This is a genomic window from Algoriphagus aestuariicola (assembly GCF_017254835.1).
Taxonomy (GTDB): domain Bacteria; phylum Bacteroidota; class Bacteroidia; order Cytophagales; family Cyclobacteriaceae; genus Algoriphagus; species Algoriphagus aestuariicola.
Map to the genome: position 1 here is coordinate 283,142 of NZ_JAFKCW010000003.1, position 19,599 is coordinate 302,740.

Sequence of the window (19,599 nt, forward strand, 5' to 3'; positions counted from 1 at the left end):
ATGAAACTGCTTTCTTCAATAATTCTTCTCCTGTTGGCGCTCTTCCAAAATCCGCCAAAAAATCCCGAACCGGGCCCTCCCAAGCCTGGAGTCAGACTCACGGTGACGGATTGGGGCGCCGTAGGCGACGGACAGAGCGACAATACCTCGGCAATTCAAAAGGTACTGGACAAAGCCACTCCCGGTGATACGGTCTTTATTCCTGAGGGTATTTTTATGGTCCGCACGCTATTGCTTAGATCGGGGGTTCATTTGGTATCCGAGGGCGTCCTTACCCATCATCCAGACGCGAAAACAGGAGATTATTCCATCGAAAAGCAAAACTCCCCCAACCCTCTCCTCAAAGGTGAAAACATCGAAGACGTTTTCATCTCTATTCGGGGAAAATCAAAAAACGAAGCCATCAGCCTGTACAGAAGCAAACAAATTCGAATCGTCAATTCCGATCTGGAAGGCGACTCGACCAAGCTCAGGGCCTACCCGGGTATCTTGGTCTTTCAGTGTAGCGGCTTAGAGGTACTATCCTCCAGAATCTACAATTTTGGAAGCGACCGAACAGAGACCCATTCTTACCAGCCCGGCACCGGCATCCGCATCCTGTCAAGCAACACGATCTCTATCCGCGATTCAGAAATCTTCGAAAACGGCGAAAATGGCGTATTTCTCCATGGCTGCCGCAAAGCTGAAGTGTTGAACAATACCATCCACCACAACGGTATGTCGGGAATTCAGGTGGCTTTTGGGAACTCTGGCAAGGAAAGCGATTATGTCTTCGCTGGGAACGTGCTCGACCAGAATGCAGCGGACGGCATCGACATCAACAACCGCTCCCCCCAAAACGCAAAAGATATTTCCACAACCATAGCCTATAACTTGAGCTGCGGCAACGGCTTCGTAAAAGGAAAATCCACACCCGACGGCTCGGGCTTTGGCACACTGATCAATGTCTCCGGTCTGGTCATATTTCGAAACCAAGCCATCGCCAACAACCGCCCGGCTATGTATATTGAAGATTGCGGCGTAATTCTCAGTCGGGAAAACCAAGCTGACAACCAAATGGAAATCACGCTGGGTATAGACGACCTCCGCATCGAGTCCAGCCGATACAGTAGCATCAACCTCATCGCCAATACTAAAGCGCGACATATCCTCATCCAAAACAGCCAAATTGGTTCCCTCTCCCTGCCAAATGGAATCCAGGTGGAAAGATTTGACATCGAATCCAATACTTTTTCCCACGCCCGCATCAATCTCAACATGAAAGGCAACCTGGTCATGAGAAACAACATCCTTAGAAATAACAGCAGCTCAAACCTGCTCTTTATCGCAAGCGCAGGCACTGCACTCATTGAAGGAAACGAGATAGAGAGCACCCAAGCAGCGGCCATTCTGATAAAGAAAAATGCCAAAAACATCCAACTGCTAGGAAACAAGCTCCGTTCTCCTGGACCTGTGATCTTGGACGAGGGCAGTCCCAACCTACTCGTTCAAGACAACCGAATCGAGCTCATCCCAGGAGGAAAAGAGGAACTCACCCTAAAAAGCAACTATCCAGACGGCATTCGGCTCTTGGGGAATGAACACCGTGGAATCGAAGGACAAGCTACTCTCCTCTTGGTTGGCAAAGGAACGGCTACAGTCAACGAAAAACTCATCATTGGTACGACTGAATACTCTGCCGTGAAGGTGGAAAACGAATAATTGGACATGAAGGTCAATCTCTATATCCCTACACTTAATGCCGGCCCCCGAATCCAGGAGGTCTTGGATGGACTCAAGGCGCAAAGCTACCCCATCCATCGATTGGTGGTGGTGGACTCCGGCTCTACAGACGGGACGCTGGAGTATTTCCGGGAAATTCCCCACGACTTGATCAATCTGGACAAAAGAGACTTTGACCATGGAGGCACGCGTCATATGGCCATTGAGGCTTTTCCAGACGCGGACATTTTTGTCTTTTTGACCCAAGATGCCATTCCGGAAAACGCGGATGCACTGGAGGTCATGGTTGCTGCATTCCAATCAAATCCAAAGCTGGGAATGTGCTATGGCAGGCAGCTGCCCCATCACGGAGCCAAGGTTTTAGAGGCCCATTCCCGCATTTTCAACTACCCCACGAGGTCAAGTCTTCGGACATTTGAGGACAGATACAGACTGGGAATCCGCACGATCTCTTGCTCCAACTCCTTTGCAGCGTACCGCAAAGAAGCCTACTTTGATGCGGGAGGATTTCCCTCGGGCACCATTTTGGGCGAGGACGTGCTGATTGCTGGCCAGATGCTCCTTAAAGATTGGGAAATGGCCTATCTAGCCGAGGCTAAAGTGCGCCATTCGCACGACTACTCCCTTTCAGAGGAATTTAGGAGATATTTCGACATCGGGGTTTTTCATCGGGATAACCCCTGGATTTTTGAAAAATTCGGGACGGCCGGAAAAGAAGGCTTCAGCTACTTGCGCTCCGAACTCGCCTACGTCTGGAGACACAAAGCCCTACTCTTGCCCAAAACTATTGCCTCCCTTTTCGCCAAATGGATCGGCTACCGCCTTGGACTGATGCACAATTCTTTGCCTGTCTCCGCTAAGATCCCCCTCTCAATGCACCGTGCCCACTGGGGAAAATAAGAGAGCGCCGATTCCCCAGGGCAACGCAATACTGTAGCACTTGTATACAATGTGTGGAACAAACAAGGTGGTGGATTTGAGACGATTAGACTTTAGACTCCATTTAGGATTTTTTTAGATTCCGTTAAAAAAATGCCCGAATTAGCCTTGATTGGCCATTTTGGTCTTTAGAAAAATAGAGATAATCTGACTTCCTAGCATAAAACCACCCCTTCCACCGCCAGCCTTTTCGCCGTGGTATGCTAATTGAATTTTTAGTGTCACCAACTACTACAATTAAACTATTTGAGTGATGAGAACTAACCAACACCAGGATTATGTACTCCAAGAGTACGGAAGGGAGTCTCCTCTTCCAACATTTGTGGCGATGTACCGGGTATCCACGGATACCGTCAGGGAGGTGATCTTTGAAGGGATCGAATTCACGACGCGATTCATTAAGCGAACCTTTGATATTGCGTTTTCTAGCGTGGTAATGCTACTCGGTCTGCCGGTCTTTCTGACCGTGATGCTGATCACCAAACTGTCCTCCAAAGGGCCGGTATTCTACAAGCAAGAAAGGATTGGGCGAAACGGCATCCCGTTCTATATCTACAAATTCAGAAGTATGGTCGTGGATTCCGAGGTAAATGGTCCTCAGCTCGCCAAAGACGATGATCCTAGAATTACCCGATGGGGTAAGATCATGAGAAAAACGCACCTGGATGAGTTGCCGCAATTCTGGAATGTGCTGAAAGGTGAAATGTCCATCGTGGGACCTCGCCCTGAGCGGGCTCACTTCATACGCCAGATCGCGGAGCGGGCTCCCGCTTATTGGCAGCTGCTGGCCATCAAGCCAGGCATCACTTCTATCGGACAGGTTGACTATGGATATGCTGAAAATGTTGACCAGATGGTAGAGCGGATGTCCTTGGACTTGAGGTATCTGTCCGATGTCAATATCTTCACCGATTTGGAGATTATTTTGAAAACTGTCGGCACAATGGTCGGCGCAAAAGGAAAATAATACCCAATTTCTCAAAGGGAATAAAAAAGCTAAAGCTGGAATCGGCTTTAGCTTTTTTGCTTTTGGATTAAATGGAATTTAAAAGCCCACAAATGCTGGCGGCTCTATACCATTTGCGCGAAGGTACGCGATAGCCGAACCCCGATGATGGGTGCTATGGTCGATAAGCAGTGCTTCCACCTGTCTTCGAGTTACACTACTGCCAAAAACCTCGATGGTGGCAGCGGCGTCAGCATCGCTCAGCGCCTTCACGGTAGCAGCTCCATAGTCATACGCATCAGAAACAAACTTAGCCAAATCCGCACGAGAAGCAGTCGCCACATCCAAGCTAGGCGCATCTGCACCGCCTTTCAGAAAACCTTGGGAAATCCCGACAATGGCCATTCCGATGTGGTGAATCTGTTCCTTAAAGGACATGGCACCTGGGTCAGTTTTGTAGTCCATTCCCGAGTCTGGCATCTTGGCCAGCACGTCCAAGGTAAACTTCTTGCTGTTTTCCCATTTGGCCAAAAATTCCTCTTTGGTGGTCTGGGCCATCACCGTAAATGAGGAAAGCAAAAAGACAGCGGAAAATAAAGTCGTCAAGGTAAGTTTTGCAAAATTTTTCATAGGTAAGTGATTTTGGTTTATTGTTAAAGTTCCGCTATTCCCAATTCAATTCAAATGGAAAACCTAATTTTGACCCATGAAGAAATCGAGTAGGACTCAGGAGTCGCTGATTGGGTTAGTTAGCCAAAAAGCGAATTTCCATCTGACTATTGAAAAATCCATCAAACAGATGAAACTACTGGCTTTGCCTCTGATCCTGATGGGTTTGGCTTCTTGCGAAAACAACTGGCTCCCCAAGCCCACCGGCTACAACAAGATAGACCTACCAGAGCACTCCTACGAAAAGCTCCAGGGGGACTATCCCTACCAGCTGGACTTTTCTACTTCAAGCCAAGTCGAGCCGGATTCATTCAACCTTGCCGAAAAAGCATGGATCAACCTCAACTACAAGGGCTTTGGAGCCAAAGTGCATCTCACCTATAAAAAAATCGGCGAGGGGAAGGCAGATTTCGAAACACTTTCCAATGACGCTTTCAAGCTCACCGCAAAGCACCAAATCAAAGCCTACGGCATCGAAGAAGGCGTTTTGATCACCCCAAATGGCTACACCGCAGTCGTCGCTGAGCTTTCCGGAGAAGTTCCCACACAGTTCCAGTTTTTTGTGACTGATTCCACAGACCACTTCCTTCGAGGAGCACTTTATTTCAACACAGCGATGAAAAACGACTCTTTGGCACCGGTGATCGAATATATCAAGATCGACATGACCCACCTGATGAACTCGGTGGAGTTTCTGGACCAATAAAAAAGCTCAGAAAGCAAAAAACCTCCAGCTCTAAGAAACTGGAGGTTTTTCTTGAACATTACAGTTCAAAAAGCCTTAGCTCATTTTTTTCCAGGAGGTTAAGATAACTACTCCTCCTACAAGCGCGATCACGGCCGCGATCGCTCCACCCAGGGTATTGCCATAGATAAAGAATCCCGTGGAAAACAGCGCGGAATAAATCATCACCGTTCCGGTAAGCATCAATCCAATTTCCTTTGGCAAGGTACCTTGTTCCTGTTTTTCGGAAGGATATCTATCCAATACTTTTTTCCATCCAAAAGCAGCTGGCTTTACCTTCCTATAGAAAGAGAGGAGTACTTCGTCTTTTTCCGGCTTGGTCAGGAAAGTCACCAGCATCCAGCCGACTGTGGTGATGGACACCGAGTAAATCAGCTTCAGATACGCTTGGTTTTCCGGGATCAGGATCCAGTTCACTTTTGGGTTGATCACTTCGAAGAAAATCGCCACCACAAAAGAAATAGCCATCGCCCAGATCTCCGTGTAGGCGTTGATTCTCCACCAAAACCAACGTAGGATAAAGATCAAGCCAGTGCCCGCTCCGATCTGTAGCAGGATATTGAAGGCATCCAAGGCGGAAGAAAGAGCCAAAGCCAAGACTGCGGAAAGCACCATTAAAACAACGGTAGAAATCCTACCTACCGCAACCAACTGCTTGTCCGAGGCATCTGGCTTCACAAACCTCAGGTAAAAATCGTTGACGACGTAGCTGGATCCCCAGTTGAGGTGGGTGGATAGCGTCGACATCACCGCGGCAATCAACGAAGCCAACACGATTCCAATCAGGCCGGTCGGCAAGAAGGTCAGCATCGCAGGATATGCCAAATCGTCTCCCAGTTTGTCTACCGGGATATGAGGAAAAGCCGCCTGCAAATCGGAGATATTAGGATAGATCACCAAGGAAGCCAAAGCAACAAGGATCCAAGGCCAAGGTCTTAGCGCGTAATGTGCAATGTTGAAAAACAAGGTCGCACCGATGGCGTTCTTTTCATCCTTTGCTGAAAGCATACGCTGGGCGATGTATCCACCGCCACCCGGCTCTGCACCAGGATACCACGTTGCCCACCACTGAATAGCTATAGGCATGATAAATAGCGGGATGTACAGGTTTGGATCGCTGAAATCCGGAATGAAATCAAGCTTGGTAGAAACCACTTCATGAGCCAAGAGATTGTTCAGAGAGCCGATTTCGGGAAGGTCAAGGATATAGTATGCCGCTCCGAAGGAGCCGATCATCGCAATGAAAAACTGGAAGAAGTCAGTCAGCAAAACACCTTTCAATCCACCCAATGAGCTATAGACCACGGTGACGATGGAAGCAATCAGGAGTGTCTGAACAGGCGAAAGCCCGAGCATGACCCCGCCAATTTTGATCGCCGCCAGCGATACTGTCGCCATGATGACAACGTTGAAGAAAACACCCAAATAGATCGCTCTAAAAGCCCGCAAAAAGGCCGCTCCTTTGCCGGAATAGCGCATCTCGTAGAATTCCAAGTCCGTCGTAGCCTCCGATCTCCTCCATAGCTTGGCGTACACAAACACGGTAAGCATACCTGTGAGCAAAAATGCCCACCAAGCCCAGTTGCCAGCTACGCCGTTTTTCCGCACGATGTCAGTGACTAGGTTTGGTGTGTCGGCTGAGAATGTAGTAGCGACCATCGAGACCCCGAGCAGCCACCAAGGCATATTCCGACCGGAAAGGAAAAACTCTTTCGCCGAACTACCTGCGGACTTCGCGGTAAACAGACCGATGAGAAGGGAAATGATAAAGAAGGCTGCAATGATGCCCCAATCCAAGGCAGTTACATTCATAGAGGTTGGGTTTAAACTAGCGGACAATTAACAAATTTTTTTTCTATCGAATGAAGTCTTCTTTAATTTTTTTGAAAAATAAAGCTTGTTATGGATCTTTGCGCCGCCTTTTATTTTTGGTAAAATGTAAAGGAAACAAATTTTCTTTTCTTCCTTATTTTGCATGATGCTTTCAAACCTCATTCCTGCACTTTCCAGCTCGTACTCCATTCTTGAAAACCAAACGATTAGCATATCGCCCTTGGGGGAAGGCTTGATTCACGAGACCTTATTGCTGGACAATGGCAGCCACCAATGGGTGCTTCAGGGCTTCAACGACATGGTGTTTAATTTTCCCGACCGCATAGACTACAACCTGTCCTTGTTGAGTGTCCATTCCGAATCTCATCCCCTGCCCTTCGTCCTTCCACTTCCCATACCCAACAAATCAGGAAACGGACTAACGGAAATTGGAGGAAAAAAATACCGCCTCTTTGACTTTGTAAAAGGCAAGACCCTTCAGTTGATCAGCGATCCAACCCAAGCTTATTCCGCTTCGCTGGCCTATGGTGAATTTGCTGCGTGGAGCACTGCGATTGGAGGCGAGAAAATGCTAGAGACCATCCCGAATTTTCACCGACTCGACCTTCGCTTTGAGAAACTCGTTGCGGTAGCTGGAGAAAAAAGTGACCTTAGTGTCGAGGAAACCGAGATTCTTGACTTTTACCTCAGTCAGCAACCCTTGGTGGACTGGTATCTGAGCCAGCTGAACGTGCTTCCACTTCGTGTCACCCACAACGATACCAAGATCAACAATCTCATTTTTTCAGAGGACCTGAAAAAAGTAGAGGCACTGATCGACTTGGACACACTGATGGGGGGCTACTTGATGTATGATTTTGGTGATCTCGTGCGGACCGTGGCTTGCAGCTTGCAAGAAACCTCCACACAATGGAACGCGATTCACCTGATCCCCGAGATTTTCACTCAACTACTCCAAGGTTATTGGAATGGCATCAAGGGAATTGCTACGCCTGAGGAACTTAAATCCCTGCTCCTCGGCGGGGAAATCATGACGCTGATCATGGGGCTTAGATTTTTCACCGACCACCTGCAGGGTAATGTTTATTACCGGGTGACTTATCCGGAACAAAATTTCCACCGCGCCAAAAACCAGATGATTTTCCTCAAAAGCCAGCAGGAAAACCGGGATATCCTCCACGAGATCTGGCAAAAAATCACCTTAACATCTTCCTGATTTACGACAATCAATTTCAAAACTTTGGCTTTTGGTTAGTCAGGCGGTTAATTTGCCTTTCCCAAAAACCCAGAGCACTTGTCAGGAATTTTTGATACCCGCATCGAATACCTCAAAGGCGTCGGCCCCCAAAAGGCCGAGCTGCTGAACAAGGAGCTGAATATTTTCACTTACGGAGACATGCTTCAGCATTATCCTTTTCGATACGAGGACCGCACCAAATTTTTCAAGATCCGCGAACTCAGGGAAGAACTCGAAAGTGTACAGCTCATCGCCCGAATCAAAAGCGTCGAACTGGTCGGTGCGGGAGGCAAGCGTCGCATGGTAGCCCACGTTTTTGACGAAACTGGTGAGATGGAAATGACTTGGTTTAAGGGTATACAGTGGGTTCAGAAAAAGCTGCCGGTTGGTGCGGTATACGTTTTTCTGGGCAAACCCGCGCAATATGGCCGAAAATGGAGCATGGCGCATCCCGAGATGGAACCATTGACCACAGCCAACGAAACACGCAACAAGTTCCAACCGGTCTATTCCACAACTGAAAAACTCAGGGCCAGTTTCATGGACTCTAAGGGTATATCGCGGATCATGGAGCAGCTCATACCTTTGGCTTTTCCACATATTCCAGAGACGCTTTCTCAGGATATCCTCCACCAGTATCAACTGATCGGCAAACCGGAATCCATCCGCCAGATTCACTTCCCGACAGCACCCGACCTGCTAAACCGCGCCAGAAAGCGACTGAAATTCGAGGAATTCTTTTATCTCCAGCTCCGACTGTTGACGATGAAGGTGACGCGAACCGAAAAATCCAGGGGACAGGTTTTGTCCAGCACCGACTTGCTGACCGATTTCTACAAAAACCATATCCCTTTCGAGTTGACCAACGCACAAAAGCGGGTAATCCGAGAAGCTTTTACGGATATGAAGTCTGGCAAACAGATGAATCGTCTGATCCAAGGTGACGTGGGCAGCGGAAAGACCATGGTTGCTTTCATTTGCATGCTGATTGCGATTAGCTCGGGCGCCCAAGCCTGCCTGATGACACCGACGGAGATCCTGGCAAACCAACATTATGAGGGTCTGAAGGAATATGCTGACATGATGGGGATGAAAATCGCCTTGCTGACCGGATCCACCAAGAAATCGGCGAGAAGTGTCATCCACGAAGCGCTAGGCAATGGGACGCTTAAAATCCTTATCGGAACCCACGCCCTGCTGGAGGATGTGGTACAGTTTCAAAACCTCGGCTTGGCAATAGTAGACGAGCAGCATCGGTTCGGAGTGGCACAGCGAGCCAAACTCTGGACAAAAAACGACGAGTTTATCCCCCATGTCCTGGTTATGACGGCCACACCGATTCCCAGAACTTTGGCGATGACCCTCTACGGAGACCTGGACGTTTCTGTCATTGACGAATTACCAGCGGGGAGAAAGCCCATCCAAACCGTCCACCGATACGACAAGGATCGCCTCAAAGTCTTTGGATTCATCCGGGAGGAAATCCGAAAGGGCCGGCAGGTGTACATTGTCTATCCGTTGATAGAAGAGTCTGAGACCATGGATCTCAAAAACCTGATGGATGGCTACGAAAGCATCGCGCGGGCTTTTCCACAATATCCCCTCAGCATCGTCCATGGAGGAATGAAGTCCGATGCCAAGGACTTTGAGATGCAACGATTTATCAAAGGTGAGACCAAAATCATGGTAGCCACGACGGTGATCGAAGTTGGGGTAAACGTCCCGAATGCGTCTGTGATGATCATCGAGAATGCTGAGCGTTTTGGTCTTTCGCAACTACACCAGTTGCGCGGCCGAGTGGGACGTGGTGCAGAACAAAGCTATTGCATCCTGATGAGCAAATACGAGCTCAGCAAGGACTCCCGCATAAGACTGGAAACGATGGTGCGGACAAATGACGGATTTGAAATTGCCGATGTGGATCTGAGGCTAAGAGGGCCAGGAGACCTGATGGGCACCCAACAGAGCGGCATCAGCGATCTGCTTATTGCCGATCTGAGCAAGGATGCTCCGATACTGACGGTGGCGAGGGATGCTGCCCAGCAGCTTTTGGCGAATGATCCTGAACTGAGCCACGCGGAAAATGCTCCGATCCTTCGACAGATCAAACAGCAGAAAAAAACCGCTGTAAACTGGAGTAGGATTAGCTAAGATGGAAAATCGGGAGGCATGGAAGTCGGAAATTGGGAGGTGTCCGATTGAGCGGATTCGGAGGCCACTTTGGTGGAAAAAGTGAAAATTTGTCGAAATCGTACTTCCCCGATTTTCAAATTAACTCAGTTTTTCCGCTTGAAAAGCCCTGCTATGCGGCGTGCGATCTGTTTTTCCTTTTCCCAAAAGAAATTGAACTGGCCGAAAATAAAGCCATAGATCAGGAGGAATATCTGATAAAGCGGCAAGACCAGAAGAAGATAGAGGAGCGTATTGACAAAGCCCCCTTTCTCCACTCCAAAAAAATCCAGGATGGGATTTTTGACAAACAAGATCGTGAACCCCGTGCAAGCAAAGACCACCAAAACCATGACTACCTGAAAGAGACTTTCCAATTTCCACTTGGTTTGAAGTCTCCGTAAAAAACCGGGCCGCTCTTCTTGTTTTTGCATCTGCCAAAAGTAGCAAGAAACAGTCTAAATAAAAGAGCCGGATTCATCCGGCTCTTGCATTTCATAAAATTCAGGACACTGGAGGCTCAGCCCCAATTTCCAATCCCTCACCAAGTGAAAACCCCGTTATTCAAGTTCTGGAGGGCCTGTACCTTGTACTTGGCATCAACCAGGATGGATACGTTGTGGCGGCTACCTCCGTAGGAGACCATGCGAACGGGAATCTCTGTAAGTGAGTCCATCACGGACTTGATCGCACCCTTCGTTTCGGAAACCATATTGCCCACCACGCAAATGATCGTCTGATTCTGGTCAACTTCTACGGTTCCAAGCACTTTCAATTCTTCGAGAATTTGATCCAAATGGCTCAGATCATCTATAGTGACCGAAACGGCCACCTCGGAAGTGGTGATCATGTCGATCGGAGTTTTGTATTTTTCAAACACTTCAAAGATTCTCCTCAAAAATCCATACGCCAAGAGCATGCGGCTGGATTTGATCTTGATGGCGGTAATGCCGTCTTTGGCAGCGATGGCTTTTACACCAGTAGTCTCGACTGATTCCTTAATAAGCGTGCCGTGCGCCGTCGGCTCCATAGTGTTGAGTAGGCGGACGGGGACATTGTATTGCTGCGCCGGCCAAATGGATGCAGGATGGAGGATCTTGGCTCCGAAATACGCCAACTCCGCCGCTTCGTCAAAAGACATTTCGGCAATCGGCCTCGTACGGTCTACCACTCTAGGATCGTTGTTGTGCATCCCGTCGATGTCAGTCCAAATTTCGCACACAGATGCGTTGATCGCAGCTGCGATCAGGGATGCAGTGTAGTCGCTTCCTCCTCGCTTGAGATTGTCGACCTCGTTTTTATGGTTTTTGCAGATATAGCCTTGTGTTACAAAGAGTCTCGCATCCGGATGTTTTTCCAGAATCGCCCCAAGCTTCTCCGAAATCTTGGCCAGTTCCGGCTCGGAGTTTTCGTCGATACTCATGAAATCCAACGCAGGTAAGAAAACTGCGGTGATCTTTAGCTCTTCCAAAAGAGTAAAAAACAGTTTCGTGGAAAGGAGCTCGCCTTGGGCAAGGATATCTCGATTAATCGCTTCGTTAAATGATATTTTGAGAAGGATATTGAGAAATTCGAAATGTTCCTTGACGATTTCTGCAGCTTTGGCCTTTGCCTCCTCTGTATCCAGCAGCGCTGGATAGAAGGCCTCATAGTGAGCCAAGAGCGTGTCAATCCTGTCCTTGGCCAGCTCTTTGTCACCAGCAGCAAGAGCTTCTCCGATGCCCACCAAGGCATTGGTAGTCCCGGATAATGCGGACAATACGACAATAGTAGGCTCGTCTCCCTGAGTCACGAGACTTTTCACCTGATGCATACGCTCTGGGCGGCCGACCGAGGTGCCACCGAATTTCATGATTTTCATGCGATTGATTTTTGAAAGGCTACATAGAATCCCGAGAGTGTCGGACGGGGATCACAGTCGACAAGTGGGATCCTATAGGGTTTAGGTTTTATCGAAATAGGTTTGTGAATTAGAATCCCAGCATTTTGATTGCGGTGATCGCCGCCTCGTCACCTTTGTTGCCGTGCTTGCCACCGGCACGATCCATGGCCTGCTTTTGGGTATCGGGGGTGAGGACGCCAAAGATCACAGGCTTGTTGTACTTCAAGCCGACGTTGGTGATGCCATGTGCCACGGCATCGCAGATGAAATCGAAATGACGGGTCTCGCCCTGGATCACACAACCCAAGCAAAGCACGGCGTCGATGGTGTCATCCTGTGCACACCATTGGGCACCAAGGGTCAGCTCGAAGGAACCGGGTACATTTTTTCTGATAATGTTCTCCTTCTTAGCCCCGTGCTCGATGAGGGTCTGATAAGCACCAGAATAGAGCGCCTCGGTCACCTCTTCATTCCACTCGGATACGACAATGGCAAATTTCTTGGAGCTGATGTCCTGGATGTTTTTGGAGCTGTGTGCACTTAGACTTTTGAGGGCAGTTGCCATGAAGTATATTTTTTGGAAGGGATTTAACAAAAAAAGAGTAAGACCCTTTGGCCTTACTCTTCTAACTTATGCGGTAAACACCGGCATTACTTAGCGGCAAGGCCTTCTAAGCGAGCTTTGTGTTTTCGTGCAGCAGCATATTCAAATGATTCGTAGTATTTTTCCTCGATCTCGGCATAGGTAGCAATTGCATCGGCAATTTTGCCCGCCTCTTCCTGCGCCACAGCCAGTTTAGCCAAGTATTTCGGAGTCGTGTATTTATTTTCGTTGGTACGAGCCGCTTTAGTGTAGCTTGCGATGGCCTGGTCGGTCTGACCCAACTCCAACTGCGCGTCACCAATAAGGGAAATAGCCTTGGACTGAACCAGATAGTCATCTGCGGAGAACTCCTCCAAATGAGTCAAAGCCTCTTGGAATTTCTTTTGGGAAAGGTAAATGGAGCCAATGTAGAAATGAGCCAAATTGGCGGCATCAGTTCTCGGATAGTCTTCGGCTATAGTCAGGAAACCCTTGTTGATCCCGTCGCCATTCAGCGCAAAATCGATGCTGTCCTGCTCAAAGAAATAGACCGCCTGAAACATTTCAGCTTGGGCCTTTTCATTTTGGTTTTGGTTGTTGATCTGGAAGAAAAGAATTCCTCCGATAAGGATCACCGCTGCAGCCAAGACCCCACCTAATACTTTACTATTCTGTTTCAAAAAAGCCTCACCTCTTCCGATTCGCTCTGCTAGTACTTCCGGGTTTTCAAGTACTTCGTTGTGGTGCTCTTTTTTAGATTGCTTTGTCGCCATGTTACTCAAATTTCGGTCGCAAATATACGGTTTTTATCAAATACACAAGTCCCAACGAAAAAGCCATGAAATCTGAAAGACTTCATGGCTTTCGAGGGAATCAAACCAGTATTTATTCCATCACGAATGGATAGTCTTCCTGAACGTAAACGTCCTTGAAAGCATCCTGCCCATCAGGCCATGGAGACTCTTCAGCAAATTTCACTGCGTCATCTACTTGCTTTTTCACTTTTTTGATGATCGCATCGATCTCTTCCTCGGTCAGGAGGTTGTTTTCCCTGATCGTAGCCAGTACTTGCTCGATTGGGTCTCGCTGCTTGTATTCTTCTACCTCCTCTTTGGTTCGGTATTTTTGTGGATCGGACATGGAGTGTCCCTTGTAGCGATAGGTTCTCATCTCCAGCAAAGTCGGGCCATCGCCGCGTCTTGCTCTATCGGCAGCTTCGGATACCGCTTCGTGCACGGCCTCCACATTCATCCCGTCCACTGGGAAGGATGGCATATCGTAGGCCTCACCGATTTGATACAGTTCGGTCACGTTGGACGTACGGGCTACAGAAGTACCCATCGCGTAGCCATTGTTTTCGATCACGAAGATTACTGGAGTTTTGAACAGCATAGCCAAGTTCATTGCCTCGTGAACAGCTCCCTGACGGACTGCGCCGTCGCCCATGTAGCAAATCGCCAGGTTTTTGGTGCCTTTATATTTTTCTGCAAAGCCCAAACCCAGTCCCATAGGCACCTGTGCGCCTACGATTCCGTGACCGCCTGCGAAATTTCTTTCCTTGTCAAAGATGTGCATAGACCCACCTTTGCCCTTGGTGGTGCCGGTGGCTTTGCCAAACAACTCAGCCATCACCGCGCCTGGGTCGGTCCCCAAACCCAGCGGATGCGCATGGCATCGGTAGGCAGTGATCCACTTGTCATCCTTGGTAAGGGCGCTGATGGAGCCGGAAGCGCATGCTTCCTGACCAATATAAAGGTGGCAGAATCCACGGATCTTTTGCTGACCATAAAGCTGTCCCGCTTTCTCCTCAAACCGTCTCATTAACAGCATGCTCTCGTACCAAAAGCGGTACGTTTCCTTCGGATATTTTACTTTGGACTTGGTCGCTGCAGTTTTCTTTGCCATATCGTAATGATCAAAATATGCTATTTTAGGCCCCAAATATAGCAATCCCGACCTAAAAATCAGGAGCCTGCCAAAATAAATCCCGCTGCATGCATCTGGAGTCCATCGATTTAATCCAGTTCAAAAACCACCTCAAAACAGGCCTGGAGTTTAGCTCCCAACTGAACTGCTTCACAGGCTTGAACGGCAGCGGAAAGACCAACATCCTGGACGCAATCCACTACCTCTCCCTGACCAAAAGCGCCGTTCAGAGTAGCGACACGCTGAACATCGCCCACGGCATGGATTTTTTTGCGATAAAAGGGCAATTTCGGCTGGGTGAAAAAAGACTGGAGGTGCGCTGTACCTTCGAGACCGGGAAAAAGAAGAACATCTTTCAAAACAGCAAGGCACTTCTCAAAACCAGCGAGCACGTCGGTCTAATCCCCTTAGTGCTGATCGCTCCTGATGACACAGAACTGATTAAAGGAGGGAGCGAGGGACGCCGCAAGTTTTTTGACGGCTTGCTCTCGCAGCTGGATCACCCCTACCTAGAGCACCTGATCCGCTACCATCATTTCCTAAAGCAAAGGAATGCCCTACTAAAGCAATTTGCCGAAACAGGGAGAAGAGACATGACGCTCTTGGGCAGCTACGATCAGGAATTGATCCGGCTGAGTGTAGTTTTGGCGAGGAAGCGGGCGGACCTGCTTAGTGAAATGGCTCCCATGCTGCAGAAGCACTACTCGGAAATATCCCAAGGAAAGGAGGAAGTAGCAATCTCCTATGAGACGGAAGCCTTACGCGATGACTTCGAGTCCTATTTTCTGAGCCTGCGGCAAAAGGACTTGGCAACCAAAAACAGCAACGCGGGTATTCACAAAGACGATTTTGATTTTCGGATTGGAGAGCACCCGATCCGAAAAATCGGTAGCCAAGGCCAACAGAAGTCCTTCATCATCTCGCTGAAGCTGGCGCAGTTTCAGGTCTTTGAAGCTGCAAAAGGCGAGAAGCCGCTTTTGCTGCTAGACGACATCTTTGATAAGCTCGACGACCTGCGGATATCCAAGCTGATGGAATTGATCTCCCGGCATACCTTTGGGCAGATCTTCCTTACCGATGCGAGGCCCGAGCGCTCCAAGGGGATTTTAAAAGACTTGGACTCAGAGGTATTCTTCTTTGAGCTGGAAAATGGAAAAGTCAAAAAATAAAAAAGAGGCCGAAGCCTCTTTTCCTATTTCAACCGATATCCAAAGTTAAACTCCAGATTGATTGGCCAAAAGCCTCCACTACCCGTGAGATCAAAATAGTAGATCGGCCCGACACTGCTGAGAAATGTCCATCTGCCATATTCCCGCTTGATGCCCCAAGTCGGCCCAACGGCCATGGTATAATTTTCGTTTGGCCGGACATTACCGGCGATTCTCGGGCCGTAGTACAAGTAGCGCAAAGCGAGGAAATTCCCTCCTCTATGCTCATTCCCTTCGCGTTTTTTCAGGTTATAATAGCTTCTTCCTTGTAAATCCACAAATGGGGCGATAACCCCCTGGAAACCAGACTCGCCATACATGGTATTTAACTCAGGGTAGGAATAGTTGTATCCGAGACCGACATTGATCTCCAACGTGGTGTGTTTTCCTAGGGGACTTTCCCAAGCTATACCGGGATTTACCACGTTAAGCCTAAGTTCCTTGCTCGTTTGGGCTATAAGAGAGTTCATCGACAAAAAGTACAAGACCCCCAGTGCTTTTTTGTAATTCATAGTTGGGAATTTGGGAGCAAATCTAGCTTGGGATAGATGTGCCCTCCAATACTCTCTAAAGGGTATTTTTCGCATGCTTTCATAAAAAAGAGGCCAAAGCCTCTTTCCTTATTTCCACAAATCCGCAGGATATTCTCCGGTATCATGCAGCTTTTGCAGCGCATCGATCACCACAGGCTTGTCTTCGGTGTAGGTCACACCAAACCAAGTTTTCCCGCCGGCCAAGATCTCAAAGGCTGCTTTGTCCGCCTTGATCAGGTTGTTGGCAACTGTAGGGATATAGAATTCGGACTTAAGATTGTCCAAGTTGGCAGGAAGGAACTCCGACCACATCTGCTCGATGTCGGCAAATACGTCTGGATGGAATCCCCAGAAATTCATGCTGACAGGCGTATTTTCCGCGATTTCGAGGACCTCACCTTCGCCCCGGCTCATGATTTTTTCACCTTCTCTCGCGATAGACGTACGCTCGACCATCCCGACTAGCTGGCCTTTTTCGTTGGTTTCGCAGACTCCGCGGCTGACGGTTCCATTTTCAGAAAGCACATTCTGAATTGCATAGCCTACCATGGCATGGAGATCCGGCTTCACGTCGGTCGAAAGGAATTTCCCCAACACCTCAAAAGCTTCCTTGCCATAGAAATCGTCTGCATTGATGACGGCAAAAGGTTCCTTGATCGCACCCTTGGCACAAAGCACGGCATGGGCGGTACCAAAAGGCTTCACCCGTTCTGCCTGCTTCAGCTCAGCAGGCACAAAGCTGTCAAGCGTCTGAATCACCCAATCCACTTTTATCTTGCCTTCGAGCTTGGGCATAAATTTTTCTTTGGCCACTTCGAGGATTTCCTGTCTTACGATGAACACTACCTTGCCGAAGCCGTAGCGGATCGCATCAAAAATCGAGTATTCGAGGATGGTTTCCCCACTGGGGCCAAATCCGTCAATTTGTTTGTTTCCTCCGTATCGACTGCCGATTCCGGCTGCCAATACCAACAGGGTTGGTTTGTTAGTCATATGCTTAATAAAGAAAGGTCACAAAAATAGGGCTTTATCTCTCTGAGCCAAATCTGCAAAAAAAGACACCCGCCGTTTCAAATTAACCATAACCCGACCAGATTCTTATATTTTCTACAAGACAGAAGCTATTTATCTACCCATTTTTAAAAAATCAGACGCTTTTTTTGAAAATAATGAGCTTTTTTTCAACCTATTTTCGATCTAGTTCAAATTTTATCTTACTTTCATGCCATAATCTCAAAAAACCACTTAATCTATTGTGAAAAATGAAAAAAATAGAAGCGATCATCCGGACCTCGCGATTTGATCAAATCCACACCTGCGTTTCCAAGCTCGGTGTCAAATTCCTCTCATTTTCCGAAATCAAAGGAATGGGCTTCGAGCATGCCCGCCAGGAAATGTATCGTGGAGTAGCCTACGAACCGACCTATATCCCACGCACCAAACTGGAAATCGTCGTTCCCGATGAAATTGCCCCGTCAGTCATCCAATGCATCCTCTCCGAAGGCAAAACCGGTGAAATAGGCGACGGAAAAATCTTCGTTTACGAGGTTTTGGAAGCCTACAGAATCCGAAACAACGAAACCGGCGAAGCTGCTCTATAAAACCTATCAAAAACCACCTCACCTATTAGACTTATGGAAGAAATACCTGTACAAGACCTCTTTACGGTCAACAACCTCTGGATGATGATAGCCACGACAATGGTCTTTGTCATGCACTTGGGTTTTGCCACGCTGGAAGCGGGCCTTACGCGCTCCAAAAACACCGTCAATATCTTATTTAAAAACACCATTATACCTGCGATTGGGCTGCTTACTTATGCGTTGGTAGGCTTCAATCTGATGTATCCTGGAGCTGATTTTGCCGGAGGATTCTTCGGATTTGCTGGGTTTGGCGTGAGCCTTCCGGAAGGCTGGGACACCAGCAATTACAACGCTGGATACACCTACTTTACCGACTTTATTTTCCAGGCAATGTTTGCCGCTACCGCTGCCACCATCGTATCCGGAGCCGTCGCCGAGCGAGTCAAACTCGGTCCCTTCATTACCTTTTCCATCCTCTATGTAGCCTTCATTTATCCAATCGTGGGCATGTGGAAGTGGGGAGGAGGATTCCTAAATACCTTGGAAACCCCATTCTATGACTTCGCAGGATCAACAATTGTACACTCTGTGGGCGGCTGGGGAGCATTGGTGGGAGCTTACCTTCTTGGCCCAAGAATCGGCAAATACACTCCTCAGGGCATGAAAGCTATCCCTGGCCACAATCTACCCATGGCAACAATTGGAGTATTCCTGCTGTGGTTCGGATGGTTTGGATTCAACGGTGGCTCAGTGCTTAGTGCCGATCCGGGATTGGTATCCAAAGTGTTTGTCACCACGTCAATTGCAGCGGCTGCGGGAGCAATCGGAGCACTCGTGGTTTCCTATTTGAAATTCAAAACCTACGACATCACCATGGTCCTCAACGGCATCCTAGCCGGCTTGGTCGGAATCACCGCAGGTGCTGACCAGATGGGCGTCTTGGACTCGGTATTCATCGGCCTAGTCGGTGGCGGGCTGGTAGTCTTTGGCGTAGTGTTGTTTGACAAGATCAAGATCGACGACCCTGTAGGCGCTATCTCTGTCCACCTGGTAGGCGGTATTTGGGGTACGTTGGCAGTAGGTCTTTTTGGAGACCTAGCCGGTATGGACCAAGTCATTTCCCAACTTATAGGAATCGGCGCTGTCGGCGTATTCTGCTTCGCTACTGCATTTTTGATCTTCTTCGTCTTGAAGAAAACAATCGGCATCCGAGTGGATGAAAAAGAAGAAATTGAAGGCTTGGATATCAACGAGCACAGTATGCGCGCTTATCCGGACTTTGCAACTAGAGATTAACTACCATTACCAACAATCAACCACCAATCAAAAAGCCCTGAATCCAAAAAATTCAGGGCTTTTCATTGTCATAGCTAATAAGCAGGACGAAAATAACGGTTGAGTATCGGGCGGTGGCTCAGGCCAAAAGAATCATAGCACCAATCCTTAAACTCTTCAAGTTCTGCTGGCATCAGATAGCGAATCCCCTTGATCAATTCCCGTTCAAACAAATGCTTATTAAAGCTGACTTTTTGCAAAATGGTCTTCACATACTCTAGCATAGCCATTATGATTTGGGTTTATTAACTGATTTTAAGCTAGGAAACGAGGGCTTTTCCCAAGATGT

General features: G+C 48.3%; 19 protein-coding genes. 9 read left to right on the forward strand and 10 right to left on the reverse strand.

Annotated elements, in window-relative coordinates; genetic code table 11:
* The 3 genes from J0A67_RS13840 to J0A67_RS13850 all read left to right on the forward strand — a co-directional run bounded on the left by J0A67_RS13840 (position 1) and on the right by J0A67_RS13850 (position 3,628).
* Positions 1–1,701 (forward strand): right-handed parallel beta-helix repeat-containing protein, encoded by a 1,701-nt coding sequence (locus tag J0A67_RS13840; RefSeq protein WP_206569960.1) that lies wholly within the window; start codon positions 1–3, stop codon positions 1,699–1,701.
* Positions 1,702–1,707: 6 nt separating this feature from the next.
* Positions 1,708–2,622: a glycosyltransferase family 2 protein gene (locus J0A67_RS13845; RefSeq protein WP_206569961.1), complete on the forward strand. Its 915-nt coding sequence runs from the start codon at positions 1,708–1,710 to the stop codon at positions 2,620–2,622.
* 292 nt (positions 2,623–2,914) lie between these two features.
* Complete coding sequence (locus tag J0A67_RS13850; protein ID WP_206569962.1) at positions 2,915–3,628, forward strand: sugar transferase; 714 nt, start codon at positions 2,915–2,917, stop codon at positions 3,626–3,628.
* A gap of 78 nt (positions 3,629–3,706) precedes the next feature.
* On the opposite strand, the gene J0A67_RS13855 is transcribed toward J0A67_RS13850, so the two are convergent.
* Entirely contained in the window at positions 3,707–4,237 is a 531-nt protein-coding gene (locus tag J0A67_RS13855; RefSeq protein ID WP_206569963.1) for a DinB family protein, read from the reverse strand.
* A 169-nt stretch (positions 4,238–4,406) separates the two neighbouring features.
* Between J0A67_RS13855 and gldD the strand changes: the two genes are divergently transcribed.
* Positions 4,407–4,982: a gliding motility lipoprotein GldD gene (gene gldD / locus J0A67_RS13860; protein WP_206570425.1), complete on the forward strand. Its 576-nt coding sequence runs from the start codon at positions 4,407–4,409 to the stop codon at positions 4,980–4,982.
* Between the two features lie 75 nt (positions 4,983–5,057).
* Here gldD and J0A67_RS13865 read toward each other — a convergent pair whose 3' ends face one another.
* Positions 5,058–6,833 (reverse strand): sodium:solute symporter family protein, encoded by a 1,776-nt coding sequence (locus J0A67_RS13865; RefSeq protein WP_206569964.1) that lies wholly within the window; start codon positions 6,831–6,833, stop codon positions 5,058–5,060.
* 163 nt (positions 6,834–6,996) lie between these two features.
* Here J0A67_RS13865 and J0A67_RS13870 point away from each other — a divergent pair, with 163 nt between their 5' ends.
* Entirely contained in the window at positions 6,997–8,070 is a 1,074-nt protein-coding gene (locus J0A67_RS13870) for a phosphotransferase enzyme family protein (RefSeq protein ID WP_206569965.1), read from the forward strand.
* 78 nt (positions 8,071–8,148) lie between these two features.
* Complete coding sequence (recG, locus tag J0A67_RS13875; protein WP_206569966.1) at positions 8,149–10,242, forward strand: ATP-dependent DNA helicase RecG; 2,094 nt, start codon at positions 8,149–8,151, stop codon at positions 10,240–10,242.
* Between the two features lie 125 nt (positions 10,243–10,367).
* Here recG and J0A67_RS13880 read toward each other — a convergent pair whose 3' ends face one another.
* From J0A67_RS13880 to pdhA, 5 genes are all read right to left on the reverse strand, one after another.
* Entirely contained in the window at positions 10,368–10,694 is a 327-nt protein-coding gene (locus tag J0A67_RS13880) for a DUF6787 family protein (RefSeq protein ID WP_206569967.1), read from the reverse strand.
* A 107-nt stretch (positions 10,695–10,801) separates the two neighbouring features.
* Positions 10,802–12,121: an aspartate kinase gene (locus tag J0A67_RS13885; protein WP_206569968.1), complete on the reverse strand. Its 1,320-nt coding sequence runs from the start codon at positions 12,119–12,121 to the stop codon at positions 10,802–10,804.
* A gap of 109 nt (positions 12,122–12,230) precedes the next feature.
* Positions 12,231–12,707, reverse strand: a complete 477-nt coding sequence (ribH, locus tag J0A67_RS13890) for a 6,7-dimethyl-8-ribityllumazine synthase (RefSeq protein ID WP_206569969.1) — start codon at positions 12,705–12,707, stop codon at positions 12,231–12,233.
* 86 nt (positions 12,708–12,793) lie between these two features.
* Entirely contained in the window at positions 12,794–13,498 is a 705-nt protein-coding gene (locus J0A67_RS13895; protein ID WP_206569970.1) for a tetratricopeptide repeat protein, read from the reverse strand.
* A 112-nt stretch (positions 13,499–13,610) separates the two neighbouring features.
* Positions 13,611–14,630, reverse strand: coding sequence for a pyruvate dehydrogenase (acetyl-transferring) E1 component subunit alpha (gene pdhA / locus J0A67_RS13900; protein WP_206569971.1), 1,020 nt, complete (start codon positions 14,628–14,630; stop codon positions 13,611–13,613).
* A gap of 89 nt (positions 14,631–14,719) precedes the next feature.
* Between pdhA and recF the strand changes: the two genes are divergently transcribed.
* Positions 14,720–15,820 carry a DNA replication/repair protein RecF gene (recF, locus tag J0A67_RS13905; protein ID WP_206569972.1) on the forward strand — a complete coding sequence of 367 codons (1,101 nt, stop codon included), beginning with the start codon at positions 14,720–14,722 and terminating at the stop codon, positions 15,818–15,820.
* Between the two features lie 23 nt (positions 15,821–15,843).
* On the opposite strand, the gene J0A67_RS13910 is transcribed toward recF, so the two are convergent.
* Both J0A67_RS13910 and J0A67_RS13915 read right to left on the reverse strand, forming a co-directional pair.
* A complete protein-coding gene (locus J0A67_RS13910; protein ID WP_206569973.1) occupies positions 15,844–16,371 on the reverse strand; it encodes a hypothetical protein in 528 nt (175 codons plus the stop codon).
* 108 nt (positions 16,372–16,479) lie between these two features.
* A complete protein-coding gene (locus J0A67_RS13915) occupies positions 16,480–17,385 on the reverse strand; it encodes a nucleotidyltransferase family protein (RefSeq protein ID WP_206569974.1) in 906 nt (301 codons plus the stop codon).
* 269 nt (positions 17,386–17,654) lie between these two features.
* On the opposite strand from J0A67_RS13915, the gene J0A67_RS13920 reads away from it, so the two are divergent.
* Both J0A67_RS13920 and J0A67_RS13925 read left to right on the forward strand, forming a co-directional pair.
* Positions 17,655–17,993 carry a P-II family nitrogen regulator gene (locus J0A67_RS13920; RefSeq protein WP_206569975.1) on the forward strand — a complete coding sequence of 113 codons (339 nt, stop codon included), beginning with the start codon at positions 17,655–17,657 and terminating at the stop codon, positions 17,991–17,993.
* 33 nt (positions 17,994–18,026) lie between these two features.
* Positions 18,027–19,271, forward strand: coding sequence for an ammonium transporter (locus tag J0A67_RS13925; RefSeq protein ID WP_241265193.1), 1,245 nt, complete (start codon positions 18,027–18,029; stop codon positions 19,269–19,271).
* Between the two features lie 74 nt (positions 19,272–19,345).
* On the opposite strand, the gene J0A67_RS13930 is transcribed toward J0A67_RS13925, so the two are convergent.
* The gene (locus tag J0A67_RS13930; RefSeq protein ID WP_206570427.1) at positions 19,346–19,534 is read right to left on the reverse strand and encodes a hypothetical protein; all 189 of its coding nucleotides are present in this window, start codon (positions 19,532–19,534) and stop codon (positions 19,346–19,348) included.
* Positions 19,535–19,599 lie beyond the last annotated feature (65 nt).